Consider the following 19,352-nt stretch of genomic DNA (forward strand, 5'->3'; position numbering starts at 1 on the left):
ATGATAAATATTCAGATATTAAAAAAAGAAATTGAATCATCTCCACAATCTTGCGGAATATATATGATGATAGGAGAAAAAGATGAGGTTTTATACGTTGGAAAAGCAAAAAACTTGAAATCGAGATTATCCAGTTATGTTCGGTATGAAAATCTTTCCGAACGAATTAAAATTATGCTTTCACAAATTATTAAAATTAAAATTTCCATAACTGAAAATGAAATAGATGCACTACTTCTTGAGGCACAATTAATAAAATCATTGAAACCACCTTATAATATTGTACTCAAGGACGGAAAATCTTATTCTTATATAACAATTTCCAAACATGATTATCCTAAAATAGGACGATATAGAGGTAAATTAAAAAAGAATAAATTTTATTACTATGGTCCTTTTCCATCTTCTGATGCCATTAAACAAATTATATTATCATTACAAAAAGCTTTCCTTTTAAGAGGATGTTCAGATCAGCACTTCTCATTAAAACAACCATGTCTTGAGTATCAAATTCAGCGCTGTTCAGCCCCATGTGCAAATAAAATTACAAAAAACGACTACTATAAATCAGTAAAGCAAGCACAAGATACACTTCTAGGAAGAAATAAAGAAATAAAAAAACAATTACTTCTTGAAATGGAAAAATATAGCAGTGAAAGAAATTATGAACTCGCCGCAACATATAGAGATCGAATCAAATTTCTTGAACAAATTCAAATGCAAAGAACAGATTTTTCCTTTAAAGGGAATGCAGATTTTTTTAGTATCATACATAAAAAAGATTTAGCATGTATCGGCATATTGTCATTCAGAAATAAAGAAAACTATGGAAGCACCCATTTCTTTATAGAAAACTGCAACGATTACCTAAACGAAAAAATTTTATTAACTTTTTTAATTAATTTATATAATTCAACTAATAATATACCACCAACACAAATTTATGTTCCCAATTCTATTAAAAATAGAGAAATTATTGAAAATGTATTGCGCAATATTTTTCAAAACCCAATAAAAATTGGGCACGTAAAAAGCAAAAAAGAAAATGATCTATTAAAATTTATTTATAATAATACTCAATATAGTTTAGAACAAGAGCTTATCAAACGTAAAAATAATCTAGAAAAACTTGAAGAATTTAGTAAGGTTTTTTCCTTATCAAATATTCCAAAACGTATTGAAGTTTACGATAATAGCCATATATCCGGAAATCAACAAGTTGGTGTAATGATTGTTGCTGGATTAGATGGCTTCCTAAAAAAGGAATACAGAAAATTTAATATAAAAGAAAAATTTTTAGGTGATGATTATAAGATGACAAAAGAAGTATTAACTAGACGTTTCTCTAATAAAAAAAATATAACTTCTGATTTCTTATTGATCGATGGCGGACCTGGACATGTTTCTATAGTAGAAAACGTATTAAAAACCTTGAACATAAATATTCCCTTTGCCTGCATGGCAAAGGGTTTATATCAAAATACAGAAAAGGAAAAATTTTACATGCTAGGAAAAAAATTCACTTTAAAAAACAATAAAGTCATACTTTATTTACAATCATTACGTAATGAGGCTCACCGCTTTGCGATTTCTTCACATAGAAAAAAACGCGATAAAGAACTTTTTACATCGCCCTTAAATGAAATAATTGGCATTGGTAGTAAAAGAAAAAACGCATTAATGTCCCATTTTGGTTCAATAAAAAATATAAGTAAAGCCTCTACAACTGAAATTCAGAATATAGCCAAAATTAACAAAAAACTAGCAGAAACTATTCTTAAGCATCTAAATGATAGACCATATAAATTACTCAATTAAATAATTAAACTTTCAATTTTTAATAATTTTCTATATCAGTAGAAAATAAACTTTATTTAGACCAAAATTTGTTAAGTTTTAATACCAATTTTATTTTTAACTATGAAATAGTTATCGCCTTTTCTATATAATCTAATTATATTAGTTTTAATTTTATATTTTAAAGACATATATAAAAAAGTCTTTCCTTCTTGATTTTTTCTTTTATCTCTTTAGGTTATCCCTCCATTTTTTTAAAACTAATATTTTCCCAATTTCCCCCTCGTAAAATAGACTAGCATCCAAATCAAGATATTTAGAGACTATCAAAATCAACCACTTCCTATCTATTTTTATTTTAAATTTTATTACTTATTCTAAGTAAATAGACAATGTTTTTATTATCTCTTCACAAGAAACCGTTTTCTCTACACCAAAATCCATATCTTTAATCCTTAACATTTTATTACTCAATTCTTGATCACCAAAAATAATAGCAACCTTAGCATGTACTCGATTGGCCTTTTTCATTCTAATCTTAAGAGGTCCACTATATTCATATAATACATATAAATTATTTTTACGTAATTTATCTGCAAGCCTTAAAGCATACTCCTCAGCTATTTTACCAATAGGAACTAAATAAATGGCCCTTTTTTCTTTTTTAGAAAAATTAACTAATCCCATTATACGCTCAATGCCACCCGCAAACCCTATCGCTGGAGTATATTTTCCACCCACCGAAGATATTAAATTATCATATCTTCCTCCTGCAAAGATCGCTCCTTGATTACCTAAATTTTCCATAACAAACTCAAATACTGTGTGACAATAATAATCTAGACCTCGTACTAATTTAGTGTTTATGGTATAAGGTATATTAAGGATTCTTAATCCATTCAATATCTGCTCAAAAAAACTCAAAGATTCTTTTGTATAAAAATTACAAATTTTAGGTGCGCCAGAAACTATTTCCATATCCGTTTTATCCTTAGAATCCAATATTCTAAGTGGATTTTTAATTAATCGATTTTTACTATCTTCTGATAGATCCATTTGAAACTTTTTAAAATATGATATTAAAACTTTTTTATATTTAATTATTGTTTCATAATTTCCTAAAGAATTAATTTCTAATCTTATATTTCTATTAATACCAAACTTAGTTAATAAATGTTGAGCAAGTGCAATTAATTCAATATCTGCTTTTGGATCTTTTATACCAAAAACTTCAAAGTTTATCTGATGAAATTGTCTTTGTCTTCCTTTCTGAGGTCTTTCATAACGAAACGTTGACCCAGAAGAAAATAATCTTACAGGCGTTTGTAACTTTTTTTCTATCAAAAGTCTTACAATCGCTGCCGTAAATTCAGGACGTAAAGTTATGCTTCTACCACTTTTATCACTAAAAGTATACATTTCTTTACTGATAACATCTGAGCTATCACCCAAAGTCCTTACAAAAACTTCTGTATATTCAAATATTGGAGTCTCGGCGGGGAAAAAACCATACAAGCTTGAAACTTCACTAGCTATTTGCTGAATATATTTAAACTTATACCATTCATCAAATAAAAAATCTTTCGTTCCTCTAACTTTCTTATTAATCATTGTAGTCATGCATAGTTTCCACACCTAAAACCTCTGATATGTGATAACACAACATGTTTTGTACTCCATGCTTAAGAGTTACTGCTGCACTAGGACATCCAGAACAAGCTCCTTGTAACTTAACATAAACTATTCCATTTTTATATCCACAAAACTTAATATCACCACCATCTTGAGTAACTGCAGGCCTAATATAATTTTCTATTAACTCTTTTATCTTATTTACAACCTCCGTATCATTTTCATCAAAAAATCCTTCTTTTGAAATATTATTATCCATCTTCTCATTATCAAGAATTTTTTCACCCGAAATAAGATAATCGGTAATTGTAATTAAAACCTTTGTTTTTAACACGTCCCAACTAATATTATCCGACTTCGTAATCGAAATAAAATCATAACCGAAAAATACTCCCACCACATGCTCTATTCGAAGTAAATTCGCAGCTAATTTAGATTCTTTTATTTTATCTTCATCGTCTGTATTAAAAAAATCAACTGTTTCTCCTTCGTTTAAAATTGTAAAGCCAGGAAAAAACTTTAGTGTATTCGGATTTGGTGTTTTTTCTATTTGCATGAACATACCACTTTTATAAAACAACTACAATTTACTATTGAATTATTAAATCACAAAACAGTAAAAATACTAAAACATAAAATACATATCACTTTATTCTCCATACCTGAACTTATTTATTAATATTACTACTAAAGATAAAATAACAAATAACACAATTTAATTGCAAATAAATTTTACCCGCAAATACTAACTAAGTGTAACTCAAATTAATTAAAAAGCTTTATCAATGGCTCTCTAAGTATAATTTTTAGCACCAACCCACAAATTAGAGAACACTATATTACCTGTCATCTAAACGTTTAAATTAGAAAGAAGATTTTCTAATCTCCTTATTTTCATCTTCATTTCTTATAATTCTTTTTCCATCTAATATACCTTTGATTTCGTCTCCTGTTAATGTCTCAAATTCCAGAAGATTTTCAGCAATAAGTTCTAGATCTTTTCGATGCTCAATAAGAATATCTTTTGCTTTCTCGTAACATGAAGATATAACTCGCTTTACTTCTTCATCTATAAGTCTTAAAGTATCCTCAGAAATTATATCACAACTGTGAGCATTTTGCTCACGACTATGATATACTAATCCTATTTTATCACTCATTCCCCATTTTGTCACCATAGCACGTGATAAATCAGATGCTTGTTTTATATCTGAAGATGCGCCATTTGTAATTTTATCAAAACCAAAAATTAGCTCCTCTGCTACTCTCCCCCCCATAGCAACAGTTATATCTGCTATCATTTTTTCTCTCGCGTGAGATACTCTATCTGTTTCTGGTAATCTCATAACCAAACCAAGAGCTCTACCTCTTGGAATAATAGTTGCCTTATGTATAGGATCAGAAGCAGGCATATTAACTGCAACTATTGCATGACCAGCCTCATGATAAGCAGTTAATTTTTTTTCTTTCTCTGTCATAATTAAAGAACGCCTTTCCATACCCATCATCACTTTATCACGTGCATACTCAAAATCATCCATAGTAACAATTTTTTTATTCCTTCTCGCGGCAATAAGCGCAGATTCGTTTACTAAATTTGCTAAATCAGCGCCTGAAAAACCAGGCGTGCTTCTTGCAACTGTTTTTATATTCACGTCTGGTGCTATTGATATTTTTTTTATATGAGTATTCAATATTTTTTCACGTCCGTTTATATCAGGCAAAGAAATAGTTATCTGACGATCAAAACGACCAGGTCTCAGTAATGCTGGATCTAAAACATCAGGACGATTAGTTGCAGCCACTATTATTACACCTTCATTAGGCTCAAACCCATCCATTTCAACTAATAATTGATTCAATGTTTGCTCTCTCTCATCATTACCACCACCAAGACCAATACCGCGATGTCTACCAACTGCATCTATTTCATCTATAAAAATTATACAAGGAGCGTGTTTTTTACCTTGATCAAACATATCACGCACACGACTTGCACCAACACCAACAAACATCTCAACGAAATCAGACCCAGAGATACTAAAAAATGGCACATTAGCCTCACCAGCAATAGCACGAGCAAGTAAAGTTTTACCAGTTCCAGGAGAGCCAATTAAAAGACACCCTTTTGGTATTTTTCCTCCTAATACCTGAAACTTTTGCCTCTGTTTAAGAAAATCAACAATCTCAACTAATTCCTCTTTCGCTTCATCGATTCCGGCAACATCATCAAATGTAACCTTTTTGCCATTAGTCATAAGCCTAGCTTTCGACTTACCAAAACTTATAGTTCTATTTCCTCCTGCTTGTGTTTGTTTTAAAAGAAATAATAATAATCCAATAAAAATAAATGTTGGAATCCATTGAATAAGTAATCCACCAATAATACTCATTGCAGAATCTCCAGTTGAAAATGAAAACTTCACTTTCCTATCATGTAAACTTTTTATTAAATCACTATATATAACACCACTAGAATTAAAACTTGATCCATCTCTAAATTTGCCTTCAATATTCTGATTTCTTATAGCAATACTTTCTATATCACCATCTTCTAATCTAATTAAAAATTCTGAAAAAGGTATAGTCATCTTACCTTTCCCTATATTTCCACTGAATTGTATATAAGCAATAGAAATAAGCACAACTATTACTAACCAAATCAGCAAGCCTTCTAAAAATCTCTTCATTGTTTTATTTAGACTTAAATACCAATCAAGTTTACCAGATTTTGTTTTACTATGCTATTAGTAATACATTGAAACTTACCATCATAGATACCTTTCTTATCATAATTTATATGAAAATAAGCCAACAATTTTTTGTCTTTCAATACTACTGGCAAAGAATAAAAAACCTCAGAACAACAATCATAACTCTTTAAAAAACTAGGAACCTTATATATTTTTTTTAACGGAGAAATAGTTACTAAACATTCTTGATCGCTAAATATCACACAGTTAAATCTATTGTCCCACTCAAATGAATCAGTTAATGGTAAATTAACAGACATTTCCACTATTTTTGACGGTTCTCTAATTATCAATATATTTTCTTTATACTTCCTAATTTTACATCCAAAAAGTGTACAATGAAAACTATCTTTCCCTTGTATCTTACTAAAGATTGTAATAATATTACTATATCTTGGCTTATAATACCTACCACTAATTACCATTATAGAATAAAGTAAAAGTCTTAAAGCTATCTCTTCAGGAAACTCATAAAATTCACTTAACTTAATTTCAATATACCCAAGATCATGTATATTAACACACTTATCAAACGCAAGACGCGTGTAATACATCAAAGCTCTTGCAGCTCTTTTTATATGAAGAGCTGCAAGACATATTCTTTCTACTAATTTTTTTTGATTATTGCTTATTTTAAGTAAATTACGATATAACGTACGCCTATATTTTATATTAAAATTACTACTATCTTCAATCCATCTCAACTGGTAGAAATTTACATATTTTTCTATTTCACTACGACTAAAACTCAATAAAGGTCTCACTATATAGATCCCATTCAAAAAAAATCTGCAATCCATAGATGACAATCCATCTATACCACTACCACGCTCAAGTCTAAGTAAAAATGTTTCTGCTTGATCATCTTTATGATGAGCAACAAACAAATTCTTAATATCATTACTTTTACACCATCCTGCTAACAAGCCATAGCGCGCTTTTCGTGCTTGTGAATGAACATTACCAATAACACCATCTTTCCTCTCCCAATCCAATATAAAACATCTCTCCACACCAAGTTCTTTTGCATAGCGTATAGTAAATTCAGCCTCATCCTTAGATTCTGGACGCAATGCATGATTTACTGTTAACACTACAGGAAGAGGAATATTGTTCTTCTTTGTCCAACTAATCATTAGATGTAATAAAGCTATACTATCTATACCACCAGACACCGCAATTGCAGCTTTATTATTTATCACAAAATAACCTTTAACTATGTTGTGAAACAACAACTCTAGCTCCACTACGTCGTGTCCCATTCGTGCAAATTTTTCTTTAGACAATTCCAACTATATTATAAAAACTATATACAAAAACGAACAACATTATCGGATTTCATTTATTTTTAAAATATAAACAGGGGGGGGAGTTACACTTTTATTAAAAACCCTCTTTTCCTTCTCTTACCCGCCTTCAATCCCATATTTTATATTTCATATTTTATATTTTTTATTGCTCACTTTTCCAATGAATACAAACTTCATTTTTACTTTCTAGAAAACAAAAACTCTACCCTACGATTTCTAGCATGTTGTTTTTCGTATTTTGAATTTTTAGAATCATCTTGAACATAAACTAAAGGCTCAGCCTCACCTCTAGAAGTAGTTTTTATTCTGTCCTCCAAATAAGAGGTACAATTAACCATAAACCTCTTAACTGCATCTGCCCTTTTCTCACCTAATACAATATTATATTCATAAGAACCACGATTATCAGTATGACCAATTACAGTAACCTCAATATTAGGATTAGTCTGCAGCACCTTCACTACATCTAATAATACGTCCACACTAGCCTCATTAATATCAAATTTATCATAATCAAAAAAAACCCTTTTTTCACCTATATGTCTAACAAAATTTATTTTATTCACTGCATCAATTCCTACTCTCTGACAAGAACTCATGCCACCCGTAAAAACTAAACAAAAACAACACATTACAATCAATCTATTCCACATCATAACCTCCATTAAACATCTACAAAACTTTTATACTTTTTGAAATAATCTTGATTATACAAACAAAGTCAAGAAAATAATAATACCCCATTATTTATTGCTAATTTTAACGAAATCATAAAATTTCAAGTCTTACTCAATTATAACTTACCATTAAAATACAAATTAAATTAAAGATTATCGAATAGTCTTATAGAAAATTTTTATGCAATCTTCATATAATTAAAAATTAATGAGAAGTTGAAATAACTTTTCAACTAAAATATTAAGCAATATTAAGCAATTAAAAATAAAATCAAGTATAAATGTAAAACTATTTATTTGTTATTTGTATACTTCTCATCAAAATTGTAATATAATACGCACGTATTATTATGTTATAATAAACCACAATACTTTCTAATATTGATAACAAATATGAAACCTCATAAATTCCTAGAGGAAATATTATATAAATTAAAAAGCATTGAAAGAATAATAGAAATATTAAACCAAAGCCAATTAAACGTAGAAGATAAAGTTGAGCAAATCAGCCTCTTGGAAGAAATTAAACATGATATTATATCTCACAACACGATACAAGAATTATTAGTGAAAACAAACACGCTTAATAATAAAAAAACTATTAGTAATCGACAATTAAGACTAATAGAAAAAATGCATAAAAGTAGCAGTGCTATTCCCATTGAATTAATAAAATCCCTATCCCGTACTAAAATTGAATGTCAGAATTTATGGAAACTATCTCAATTTGAAATTAGCAGTTTAAAAAAGCTGAAAAAACGCTTTGCCGATTTAATTAAGCTTATTCGTGAGATAGTCTCTATAAAATCACAACAACTAAAATGTTCACAATACGATTCGCTGCTTTCTGAATATGACCTTGATATTACAGAAAAAAGTATAAAAGAAATATTTCCAAAAATAGGAAAATTTTTTTGTGAAAATATAAATAAAATACTTGAAAAACAAAAAAAAGATAAAACTTACAATATACAAAAAGTTACTACTCAAAAACAAATTGAACTAGGTTCATTCTGTTTACAAAAAATGGGTATTACATTATACCACACATCTTACTACCATCCTATAGATTACGATGAATCTAACTTTTGCAGAAGTTTATTTCTACTTTTGCGAAATAGCGGCTACGAAATTTATCAAAAACATTTAATGCAAACTACTATAAAAAACCACCGTATTGTAGATCATATTATATATGAAGCCCAAGGATTGCTCATGGAGAGAGTAATTGGAACATCCAAAGAATTCATAGAATTTATCCAACCACATATAAATGAAAAATTTGCTATAAAAGGCAAATTTAGCAGTGCCGAGAACTTATATCTAATTTTCAACAAAATAAATCTTTCTTCTTTTTTAAAGGGAGCTGACGAACTTAGCCTACTTGCTCATATTATGTTAAGAACCAGATTAGAACAAAATATAATAAACAATACATTAGAAGTCAAAGATCTTCATGATGCATGGTTAGAAGGTATGAAACATTACGAAATTCCAGTAAAAGCTAAAAATGAACTAGATACTTATTTTCAAGATAAATACTGGGCAAGTGGAATTATAGGATATTTTCCTATTAAGGTTATAGCTTTAATTACTGCTATACAAATTTTTTCATTTATCAAAAATGATCATTACGAATTTTTAAATGCTATGATGGAAGGAGATTTCAGCAAACTCATTAATTGGTTATCTAAAAATATATGTAATACAAAATATAGTTTTTTAGATCTATTAAAAAAAATAACTGGTAAGAATTTAAACGTTGAGTGCTGTATCAATTATCTATCTGAGAAGTATAATTTATCTCGATGATTATTTTAAATAAAATAACCAAAAATTTTCGTAATTTTTTTGCTCTTAAGAGTTTATTTGCCAGTGATATTGCAATAGATCTCGGTACAGCAAATACTTTAGTTTACCAAAAAAACCAAGGCATAGTGCTTGATGAACCTTCAGTTGTAGCGAGAATAAAAGAAAAAGGAAACTATATACCTTATGCTTTTGGCAAAAGGGCTAAAATGATGCTTGGGAAAACACCAGGAGAAATAAAAGCAATAAGACCACTAAAAGATGGAGTCATCGCTGATTTTAAAAGCGCAGAAGAAATGTTAAAATATTTTATATATAGTGCAAATACAAAACTCACTATTAATAAACCTAATATTATAATATGTGTTCCATCTGGATCTACTCCAGTTGAAAGACGTGCAATACAGGACGCAGCAGAAAGTGCTGGCGCAAACGAAGTATTTTTAATTGAAGAGCCAATGGCAGCTGCAATTGGCGCTGGGCTTCCCGTTACTGAGCCAGAAGGCTCAATGGTTGTTGATATAGGTGGTGGTACAACAGAAGTTGCAATTATTTCTTTGGGAGGAATTGTTTATTCACGATCTGCCAGAATAGGCGGTGATATTATGGATGAAGAAATAAGATCATATATTCGCGAAAATCATAAATTATTAATCGGTGAAACAACAGCTGAAAAAATAAAAAAAAACATAGGTTCTGCTATTTTACCAAATGAAAACGATAAAAAAGAAATGGTAGTTAAAGGCAGAGATATAGTAAGCGGAATGCCGAAAGAAATTCTTCTATCAGAATATCAAGTTGCAGAAAGTTTAATAGAACCTGTACATCAAATAATTTCCGCTATCAAAACAGCATTAGAAAGTACCCCCCCCGAACTTTCTTCTGACATAGCAGATAAAGGAATAGTTTTATCTGGTGGTGGTGGATTGCTACGTAATTTAAGTAAAGTCATTAATGAAACAACAAAACTACCAGTTCGTGTAGCAGATAACACACTTTGCTGTGTTGCCTTGGGTAGTGGAAAAGTACTCGAAGATATGGATTATTTTAGTCATGTTTTATTTAAGCAAGAATAGCAAATCAAAAGTTCAACTTTAAAATACAAATAAAACAATAAATATGCATATATACACATATATACATTATTTTATTTAACCATAAAATTAGTTTACTCCTTTCGTTCATTTTGTTTTTCTATCTTTATTGAATCTTATTTAGAAACTATAATTCTCTATATCATTTGTTATATTAACATATATTGTTTGCTTCGATTGGATCGAAACATAAAATAACTATTTATTTAAATAATTTAGTTCCTTTTATTTCACAACTTCATGATAAATTTCTTTAAGAATATAAGGTTTATATTATAAATATAGAGTTAGTATTTCAATACTTGCAAAATAATACCCATTAATACTAACAAAATTAAGTTAATCCCACTGCAATAATGAAACTCTATAAAAACATTGAATATTATCCGTTGTTTCTCTCATAGACTTGACACAAATAATATATTTGATTAATAGTTAAAACACGTTTATTTGAATTTATTGATAACCGGGATTAGGATATGTTCGTTTCTAGAATTTATGCTGCAGATACAATTAGTAATACATCAAGTTTTAGCGCTTCTCTTGCTAATTTCATTCCATTAATTTTGATAATTATAGTATTCTATTTTTTTATAATTCGTCCCCATCACAAAAAATTAAAAGATCTTAAAAAAATGATAGACCAAATAAAACGCGGTGATACTATTGCTACTTCTGGAGGAATAATAGGTATAGTCAACAAAATTGATGAAGTCAACGCGCAATTTTTAATAGAAATAGCGCCAAAAGTTGAAGTGAAAATTCTGAAATCTGCTGTATCTGAAGTTTTAAATAAAGAAATTAAAATCAAACCACCATTTGAAAAAAATAAGATTGAAAAAAATGATAAAAAAAATAAAAACCAATCGGATAATAAAAATAAGAAAGAACAGAATGATAAGGATTAAATATTTGATACTTTTAAAAGTAAGAAAAGTACCATAATGGAAAATAGAGTAGATAAAATTAAATCCCTCTACAAGAAACTTTAAACCTACTAAAACTATTCCAGAGTATTAAATTAATGTAACCCTATTTTTATAGTACTCATGCTAAACTAAAGTTTACTAAAATTTAACTTAAGATATAATTATTATTAATACGAAAGACCTATATTAATTTTATATAAACATATTAAATATAATTTATTCAAATGATAAAAAAGGATGAGTTTAATATAAGAATCATTAGAAAATTTCGTCATATTTCCACTTACAAAATGGCACTAAAATTTTATAAATTTCATAAATGAAAAGCTACACTATACTAAATTATATAATTTTTGATTCTAAAATTAGAAAATAACTTTTTATTAGAGATAGAAAATTCAACATAAATAGCACTATATAAGAATATAATAAAAAATATCTACTAAAATTTTATGTTCAAATAGAACATTAAAATAAGAATAATATTCATTTAATAAAATTATTTTACAACTAAAAACCAATAATTAATTTAAGATTGATTTTTAATTCCATGATCAACTTGATTAAATAACAATAAAATATATTAGAAACTAGATATAATTACTCATAAATTAACTCGATATTCTAAAACTGTTCAAACTTATAAATTATATTATATTGCCTTAATTTTATGTAAAATCTTTAAAACTAAATCTTGATATTTTATCAAACGTATTTTATCATATCTTCCAACAGAAAATAACATTTTATCAAAACAGCCTCTTGAAAGAATTATTCATTATGACACATGTTCCAATTTTATTAAAAGAAATGCTATTACAGCTCTTACCACAAAATGGTAGTGTTTATGTAGATGCTACTTTTGGAGCTGGAGGATATAGTGAAGCTATATTAAAATCAGCCGATTGCAAAATATACGCAATCGATAGAGATGAAACAGTTATCAAATTTTACAATGACCTAAGTACTAGATATCCTAATAGGATAGAACTATCTATTGAAAAATTTAGTAAAATTAAAAGCATTTTAAAAAAAAAATTAAAATATCCAACGCTGAAATCCGAAAAAAAATACAATAAAACTATTGAATGTGTAGACGGAGTTATATTTGATGTCGGAACATCATCTATGCAGCTTGATGAAGGAAATAGAGGATTTTCTTTTCTACGTAACGGTTATCTTGATATGCGTATGGATAAGTTTTCTAAAATCAATGCTTTGACATTTGTCAATACTCTATGCGAAAAAAAAATTGCAAATGTTATATATAATTATGGAGGAGAACGCTATTCTCGCAAAATTGCAAAAGCAATAATAAATATACGTAAAAAAAAAACTATTAAAACTACGTTTGAACTTGCAGATATTGTTCGCTCTGTAGTATTTCGTAGAAAAAGCAAAATTGATCCTGCAACCAGGACATTTCAAGCAATTAGAATATGGGTAAATGATGAATTAAAAGAACTAGAAATAGGCATCAAAGCAGCATCTGAAATTTTAAGAAAAAACGGTAAATTAATTGTTATTACTTTTCATTCTTTAGAAGATCGTATAGTCAAAACCTTTTTTAAAAATCTATGTAAACAAGAAACCAGTGAACATAAAATATTTTCCTTACTAAATAAAAAAGTAATCAGAGCTAGTACTGAAGAAATAAATACAAATCCACGTGCACGTTCAGCAAAATTAAGAGCTATACAAAGACTATCATAAAATCTTCTATAAATTTATGGCAAAATTTGCTTTCTTTTTATAAAGATAAAATACATTTTAAGAAAATTTTAAAGTGTATTATTATTATTTTTCATTATAAGATAAAATTTTTCTCTAAAACTATTTGAAAAATATAAATAAAAGAATTTTATAAAACTCCTTCAATTCCTATGTAATAAAGAAAATACAAAATTAACTAATTTTATTTTTATGTTAATTTTAACATTTCTCTATATGATCAAATAACTCTATTTTCTAAAATGAACTATTAAGATTTATTTAAATTTTTAAAATGATCCTGGTCTATTATTTATATTGTTTTAAACAATTACTTTATCATTACTTCCTGTCCATGTATCTAAAATTATTGTTTAATATAACACAGTTTATTCTCATAAAATGATCTCTCGCTATAAAATATACTTTTCTCTCATTTCGCTTTTACTTTTTCTTACTATCCTTGTTAATTTTTTTTAATTTTCTAAAAACTAATCAAAGCTATAATTATCGCGCTACAACTTCAATGAAAATAATTTTCTTAGACTCCCTCCTCCTTCTTACTCTAGGTTTTACTCACTAAATAAAGCATATTAATATCCAACCACCTTTATTTAAATAAAACATCTACTAATTAAGACCCTAAAATATTCAAAATAAGATAAACTTATCATTTTATTACTAAACAACACCATCTTAATACCATAACGTTTCGCAAAAACCACATGCTTCCTATTTTAATAAATTAAATAATATATAACTCAATCATGTTTTGTTATAAACATCCTCTTGGGATAAGTTAGAACATTAATGTCGTTAATTATTTATAATAAAATAAAATCTTACCGAATTAAATCATAAAATTAATTAAACAATACTTACACACTAAATCTTAAATCGAACTTGGTATTCTGAACCGGATATTTTCAGTAATACCACTAAGCATAATCGAAACTCTTACATTCATTTGCATTTTTAAATAATTTATTAACTCACTAACCAATATATCAGGAACAGAAGCACCTGCAGTAATTCCTATTTTTTTTATACCTAAAAACCAATTCTTATCTACACAATTATAATTATCAATTAAATGAGCTTTTTTTCCTTTAGCTAAACATATATCTAATAAACGATTAGAATTCGAACTATTTTTACTTCCCATAACTAACACTATGTCTGCAATTTTAATTAATTTTTTAACAGCATTTTGTCTATTTTGTGTTGCATAACATATTTCTTTAAAATCAGAACCTTTAATATTGGGAAATTTAAACTTCAAAGCATCAACAATTTCAACAACATCATCAATACTCAATGTAGTTTGCGTAATATATGATAAATTATTTGGATTTTTAACCCTTAAAGAATGTACATCTTTTACACTTTGTACTAAAATAACAGGATTTTTTACTCTCCCGCTAATTCCCTTAATTTCCTGATGATTTTTATATCCAATTAAAATCAATTCCCTACCGCTATCTTCGTACTTCTTTGCTCTTTTGTGTACTTTACTAACTAAAGGACATGTTGCATCAATCACCTGAATACCCCTCCTTTTTGCTCCCTCTTCAATACTTTTTGATACTCCGTGCGCACTAAAAACTAATACCCCATCATTATTTTTAATATCTTCGATGCTATTTATAAAAATTACACCTTGTTTCTTAAAGCCCTCCACTATATATTTATTATGAACTATCTCATGCAACACATAAATACAATGCCTATCCTTATACTTTTCTAAGGTAATAGATAGTATATCTATAGCTCTCCTAACTCCAGCACAAAAACCATACGGCTCAACTAAAATAGCTTCCATTTTATATTTCAATATATAAAATAAATAAATATACAAATTTTGTATTAAGCACTTTCTTTTATAAGAAGAATAACACACCCCACTCAAATAAATCCTTAACTCTTATAATACTATAAGCAAATCCCTTTTAATAAAATTAGAGAATATAATATCACAATAATAATACTGTGATCTATCACATAATTTTAACATTAAAAAGCTAAAAATTTTATCTCTAAACAAACTGCAATTTCAATTTTTATTAATTTGATTTCATTCAGTATTCTTCTGAAAAGAATAATAAAAACAAATAACCTTTAGAAGCTTATAAAGCTAACAATAAATTCTTTTTAAAAGAAAGACAAGAACAATCAGATCATTACTGCATAACACAAACATGATTATTTATAAAAACAAAAGAATTCAATAAGAATCTATGATATTACCTAACTATCTAACATAGCCTCCATAAATTTAATATTTAAAATAATATTATTTGTTCAAATAATATACTAATTTGTGTCTTTATAACAACACAACACAATATAACTCCCACGTAAAGACGCCTACACGCTACTACTAAAACATTTTATTTAAGGATAACTAAAATCTAATATTTTTTTATAAAAAGTTTAAGCTTATGATCTCTATTATTTCCATCAATACAAAGAACCCCATCTTCTGTCAGATTACAATTCTTGGGAGAAATATTAAAGTCAACCTTTTCTCCGTTATCATCTACACTAAGACAAATTCTTGGCTCAAAAAAATCCTCCACACTAGCTTCAAACTCCTTCACTGAATTTCCATCTAGAGATGATAAATTAAACTTCCAAATATTACTTGGATCAATATTTCCAACGTAACTATTGCACTCATCATCTGCACAATATGAACTTTCAATCATATAACCCCCACCAGGAATATCTATAAGAAAGTCCAATAAACCATCTAACATACAAACTCCAATATTACTTACACCTTAACCCACGCCAATAGAATTATTATTCTACACTTAAGGAACAAAATATCAATAATTTATTTGCATTTACGTTATTTTAATTACTTTATAAATAGTTTATATTAATTTGATTTAATATCAGTTCTATCTCTATGTCTCTCTTAAAAATTTTTAAAATTTATAAACCACATTCAAAGTCTCTTAAAACATAAGAGTCCCTGAATACAAAAGTTTACCTACTCGATTTAATATTATAAACTTACTACATTATTTATTTCGAATATAATACATAAAATACCTACATCGCAATAAATATATGTAAACATACAGCGTTTTCAACCATATCCAACGTGATATAATGTTCAAATTACAAAATGTACATCAACAAAATTCTAACGTTTTTAACGACAAAAAACTTATAAGTAGTAATATGTATAAAACCGTAAATATATAAACTTTAATTAAACACACAAAATGCTCTGTCAACAAATTATAAAAGTATCATCAAAATTCACTAAAAAACAAATAAACTTTATTTGTACACATTAGAAAATATTTTTATAGAAAAATTATATATAAATGATAAAACATAAAAATTTCCTTTGAACGGAAATCAATAGAAACTTGATATGTTTTCATTAAATGAACTATCTAAATTTCTGTTCTAAGAATCTCCCGCAGATAAAATAGAATCTGAAATAAAATTCACTAATTTTTAAATATATTTAAAATACAAATAATTACACAAATGTTCTCACTTAATTACTTTAAAATAAAGTAAATTTTTAACCAAAATTTACAAAATAAAACACAAATTAAATCAAATTCTTCTAGCCTTATCAAAACAAACAAATAAAAAATTAATCTAATTTCTAAATTACCATACCGAGACAGCAGTAGCTTAACTATAAAATTTCATATTTTACGAAATAAGAGCAAAATCATAAAAGGATTAATAATTATTAAATCCCATAATAATAAACTCTAACCTTACAGGTATTTACCCTCACTGAGAATAAGCAACAATATAATACAAAACATTGATGATAGTATTTATCATCAATATTACTACTCTAATTCTTAATAAGAATTCCTCTATATTAAAACAAATGTAAATAAAACATACAAAATTCTTTATAATCTATAAAATTTAAAATAATTAAAAAAGAACAAAATTTTGATATATTAAATAAGGTATACAATTTTATATAAAAAACGAAACACAGATTAAATCTTTACAACAAATTTCCAATCCCACTATAATTATTTCTTATCTTATAACCTCATCATTTTAAATTCTTCTTGATTAAAGAATTTCAATTAATAATACAAATTAAAAGATTTGTTCAATAAAAACACTACTCATCATTATATTTCCACTTAAATATCTCTTCTGTAAAACTCTACATTCCACAAACTAAAATTTTTCCTAAATACATACAAATTACAACTACATGTACTTCTCATCCTTTATGGGTACACTTCTAACTTTTATTTTCATATTAGAATTCAGTGTTGTATTATAATTGTCTATTGTTATATAAACAACATAGATTTTATAATTTTACTATTTTTATTATAATATCACATAATATTATGAAATTATAATCACATATGAGCATCATCCTAGCAACAGGTGGCACAAAAGGACACATCTCCCCGGCTATAACTTTAGCAAAAGCGCTAAAAATACATGGACATAACAGCATACTATTTACTAATAAAAAAATAAATAAAAACACAAATTTTATAAAAAGTTATATTCTTCCATTATGTAAGCCAAGTAATAAACTTAAGTTTTTTCTTTTTTTAATATATAGTTGCGTATCAGTGTTATATCGCATGAAAAAAATAAAACCAAAGCTAGTTATCGGATTCGGGGGATATTCTTCTTTCCCAACTCTTCTTGCAGCAAAAATTCTTTTTATACCAATAATTTTACATGAACAAAATATAATTTTGGGAAGAGTAAATAGACTTTTCTCTAAAAATGCAAAATTAATTGCAACTAGTTTTCCAGAAACTAAGTTTGTAAGTAAAAGCAAATTTATTTTTACAGGAAACTTTATCAATATAAAAAAACGAAACTATCCTCGCAATAAAAAAATTATAAATATACTAATAATAGCAGGTAGTCAGGGCGCAAATTTCTTTGACGAAATAATAAGTAGCATAATTTGCAGTCTACCTATTGAAATAAAAAAAAAATTAAAGTTACACAACAATGTATAAAAAAAAATATGAATAAAGTTAAATGTTTGTATAAAAATGAAGCAATCTATTATGAATTAAATGAATTTTTTAATGATATAGAAAATAAGTTAGCAAATGCCCACTTAATAATTAGCAGAGCGGGAGCAACTTCAATAGCAGAAATCACTCTTGCTGAGCGTCCAGCCATTTATATTCCTTATCCTTATTCAAAGGATAATCACCAATTCTATAATGCAAAATATATCGAAAGTCTGGGAGCAGCTGTAATAGTTGAACAAAATAATAAAATAAAAAAAAAATTAAAGAAATTATTAATAAACCTATTGCAAAATCAAAATAATGAAAAACTATATATTATGGCCAATAATACTAAAAAAACAAAAATGAAAAATGGTGTTAATAAATTCATAAAAATAATAAATAAAAATATTTTAAATTAAATCTACTATTAAAAAAGTTGTTCCATGAATACAACTCTTATTAAATTATTTACATTTCTAATTCTTTAGAGAAGCTTTGACTTTTCTTTTTTATTTTTGTAAAATAGAATATTATTTCAAATTCAACTAATTTAATCTTAGATAAGGATTAGGCCTTATATAGGCAAACCAGATTTGCTATAGAATAATAATAAAACAACAATAGTAAAAATCCATTTCACTCAA

The 19,352-nt window shown here is 27.1% G+C and carries 12 protein-coding genes and 1 pseudogene; 6 read left to right on the forward strand and 7 right to left on the reverse strand.

Going from position 1 to position 19,352, the window contains the following annotated elements; all coding sequences use genetic code 11:
• Entirely contained in the window at positions 1 to 1,818 is a 1,818-nt protein-coding gene (uvrC, locus tag LJI21_02435; protein WFW29615.1) for an excinuclease ABC subunit UvrC, read from the forward strand.
• A 351-nt stretch (positions 1,819 to 2,169) separates the two neighbouring features.
• Here uvrC and hisS read toward each other — a convergent pair whose 3' ends face one another.
• The 5 genes from hisS to LJI21_02460 form a co-directional block, all read right to left on the reverse strand.
• Complete coding sequence (gene hisS, locus LJI21_02440; GenBank protein ID WFW29972.1) at positions 2,170 to 3,408, reverse strand: histidine--tRNA ligase; 1,239 nt, start codon at positions 3,406 to 3,408, stop codon at positions 2,170 to 2,172.
• Positions 3,401 to 3,991: a NifU family protein gene (locus tag LJI21_02445; protein ID WFW29616.1), complete on the reverse strand. Its 591-nt coding sequence runs from the start codon at positions 3,989 to 3,991 to the stop codon at positions 3,401 to 3,403. The genes hisS and LJI21_02445 overlap by 8 nt, the downstream gene beginning before the upstream one ends.
• Before the next feature lie 301 nt (positions 3,992 to 4,292).
• The gene (gene ftsH, locus LJI21_02450) at positions 4,293 to 6,119 is read right to left on the reverse strand and encodes an ATP-dependent zinc metalloprotease FtsH (protein ID WFW29617.1); all 1,827 of its coding nucleotides are present in this window, start codon (positions 6,117 to 6,119) and stop codon (positions 4,293 to 4,295) included.
• 14 nt (positions 6,120 to 6,133) lie between these two features.
• Entirely contained in the window at positions 6,134 to 7,429 is a 1,296-nt protein-coding gene (tilS, locus tag LJI21_02455; GenBank protein WFW29973.1) for a tRNA lysidine(34) synthetase TilS, read from the reverse strand.
• Between the two features lie 242 nt (positions 7,430 to 7,671).
• Positions 7,672 to 8,157 carry an OmpA family protein gene (locus LJI21_02460; protein WFW29618.1) on the reverse strand — a complete coding sequence of 162 codons (486 nt, stop codon included), beginning with the start codon at positions 8,155 to 8,157 and terminating at the stop codon, positions 7,672 to 7,674.
• A gap of 405 nt (positions 8,158 to 8,562) precedes the next feature.
• On the opposite strand from LJI21_02460, the gene LJI21_02465 reads away from it, so the two are divergent.
• From LJI21_02465 to rsmH, 4 genes are all read left to right on the forward strand, one after another.
• A complete protein-coding gene (locus tag LJI21_02465) occupies positions 8,563 to 9,981 on the forward strand; it encodes a carboxypeptidase (GenBank protein WFW29619.1) in 1,419 nt (472 codons plus the stop codon).
• A complete protein-coding gene (locus LJI21_02470; protein WFW29620.1) occupies positions 9,978 to 11,054 on the forward strand; it encodes a rod shape-determining protein in 1,077 nt (358 codons plus the stop codon). Before LJI21_02465 ends, LJI21_02470 begins: the two co-directional genes overlap by 4 nt.
• Positions 11,055 to 11,551: 497 nt before the next feature.
• The gene (gene yajC, locus LJI21_02475) at positions 11,552 to 11,980 is read left to right on the forward strand and encodes a preprotein translocase subunit YajC (GenBank protein WFW29621.1); all 429 of its coding nucleotides are present in this window, start codon (positions 11,552 to 11,554) and stop codon (positions 11,978 to 11,980) included.
• An 801-nt stretch (positions 11,981 to 12,781) separates the two neighbouring features.
• On the forward strand, positions 12,782 to 13,714 hold the full coding sequence (gene rsmH / locus LJI21_02480) for a 16S rRNA (cytosine(1402)-N(4))-methyltransferase RsmH (protein ID WFW29622.1): 933 nt from the start codon (positions 12,782 to 12,784) through the stop codon (positions 13,712 to 13,714).
• Between the two features lie 889 nt (positions 13,715 to 14,603).
• On the opposite strand, the gene ispH is transcribed toward rsmH, so the two are convergent.
• Both ispH and LJI21_02490 read right to left on the reverse strand, forming a co-directional pair.
• Positions 14,604 to 15,533 carry a 4-hydroxy-3-methylbut-2-enyl diphosphate reductase gene (gene ispH, locus LJI21_02485; protein WFW29623.1) on the reverse strand — a complete coding sequence of 310 codons (930 nt, stop codon included), beginning with the start codon at positions 15,531 to 15,533 and terminating at the stop codon, positions 14,604 to 14,606.
• 589 nt (positions 15,534 to 16,122) lie between these two features.
• Positions 16,123 to 16,470 carry a hypothetical protein gene (locus LJI21_02490; protein WFW29624.1) on the reverse strand — a complete coding sequence of 116 codons (348 nt, stop codon included), beginning with the start codon at positions 16,468 to 16,470 and terminating at the stop codon, positions 16,123 to 16,125.
• A gap of 1,617 nt (positions 16,471 to 18,087) precedes the next feature.
• Between LJI21_02490 and LJI21_02495 the strand changes: the two are divergent.
• A pseudogene (locus LJI21_02495) lies at positions 18,088 to 19,127 on the forward strand (UDP-N-acetylglucosamine--N-acetylmuramyl-(pentapeptide) pyrophosphoryl-undecaprenol N-acetylglucosamine transferase).
• The last annotated feature ends 225 nt before the right edge of the window (positions 19,128 to 19,352 follow it).

Source organism: Wolbachia endosymbiont of Menacanthus eurysternus (genome assembly GCA_029715105.1).
GTDB lineage: Bacteria > Pseudomonadota > Alphaproteobacteria > Rickettsiales > Anaplasmataceae > Wolbachia.

Excerpts from the sequence above, each read along its gene's own strand:
- LJI21_02445 (WFW29616.1), bottom strand. The coding sequence starts at position 3,991 with ATGTTCATGCAAATAGAAAAAACACCAAATCCGAATACACTAAAGTTT.
- ftsH (WFW29617.1), bottom strand. The coding sequence starts at position 6,119 with ATGAAGAGATTTTTAGAAGGCTTGCTGATTTGGTTAGTAATAGTTGTG.
- LJI21_02470 (WFW29620.1), top strand. The coding sequence starts at position 9,978 with ATGATTATTTTAAATAAAATAACCAAAAATTTTCGTAATTTTTTTGCT.
- ispH (WFW29623.1), bottom strand. The coding sequence starts at position 15,533 with ATGGAAGCTATTTTAGTTGAGCCGTATGGTTTTTGTGCTGGAGTTAGG.
- LJI21_02490 (WFW29624.1), bottom strand. The coding sequence starts at position 16,470 with ATGTTAGATGGTTTATTGGACTTTCTTATAGATATTCCTGGTGGGGGT.
- uvrC (WFW29615.1), top strand. The coding sequence starts at position 1 with ATGATAAATATTCAGATATTAAAAAAAGAAATTGAATCATCTCCACAA.
- rsmH (WFW29622.1), top strand. The coding sequence starts at position 12,782 with ATGACACATGTTCCAATTTTATTAAAAGAAATGCTATTACAGCTCTTA.
- LJI21_02460 (WFW29618.1), bottom strand. The coding sequence starts at position 8,157 with ATGGAGGTTATGATGTGGAATAGATTGATTGTAATGTGTTGTTTTTGT.
- LJI21_02465 (WFW29619.1), top strand. The coding sequence starts at position 8,563 with ATGAAACCTCATAAATTCCTAGAGGAAATATTATATAAATTAAAAAGC.
- yajC (WFW29621.1), top strand. The coding sequence starts at position 11,552 with ATGTTCGTTTCTAGAATTTATGCTGCAGATACAATTAGTAATACATCA.
- hisS (WFW29972.1), bottom strand. The coding sequence starts at position 3,408 with ATGATTAATAAGAAAGTTAGAGGAACGAAAGATTTTTTATTTGATGAA.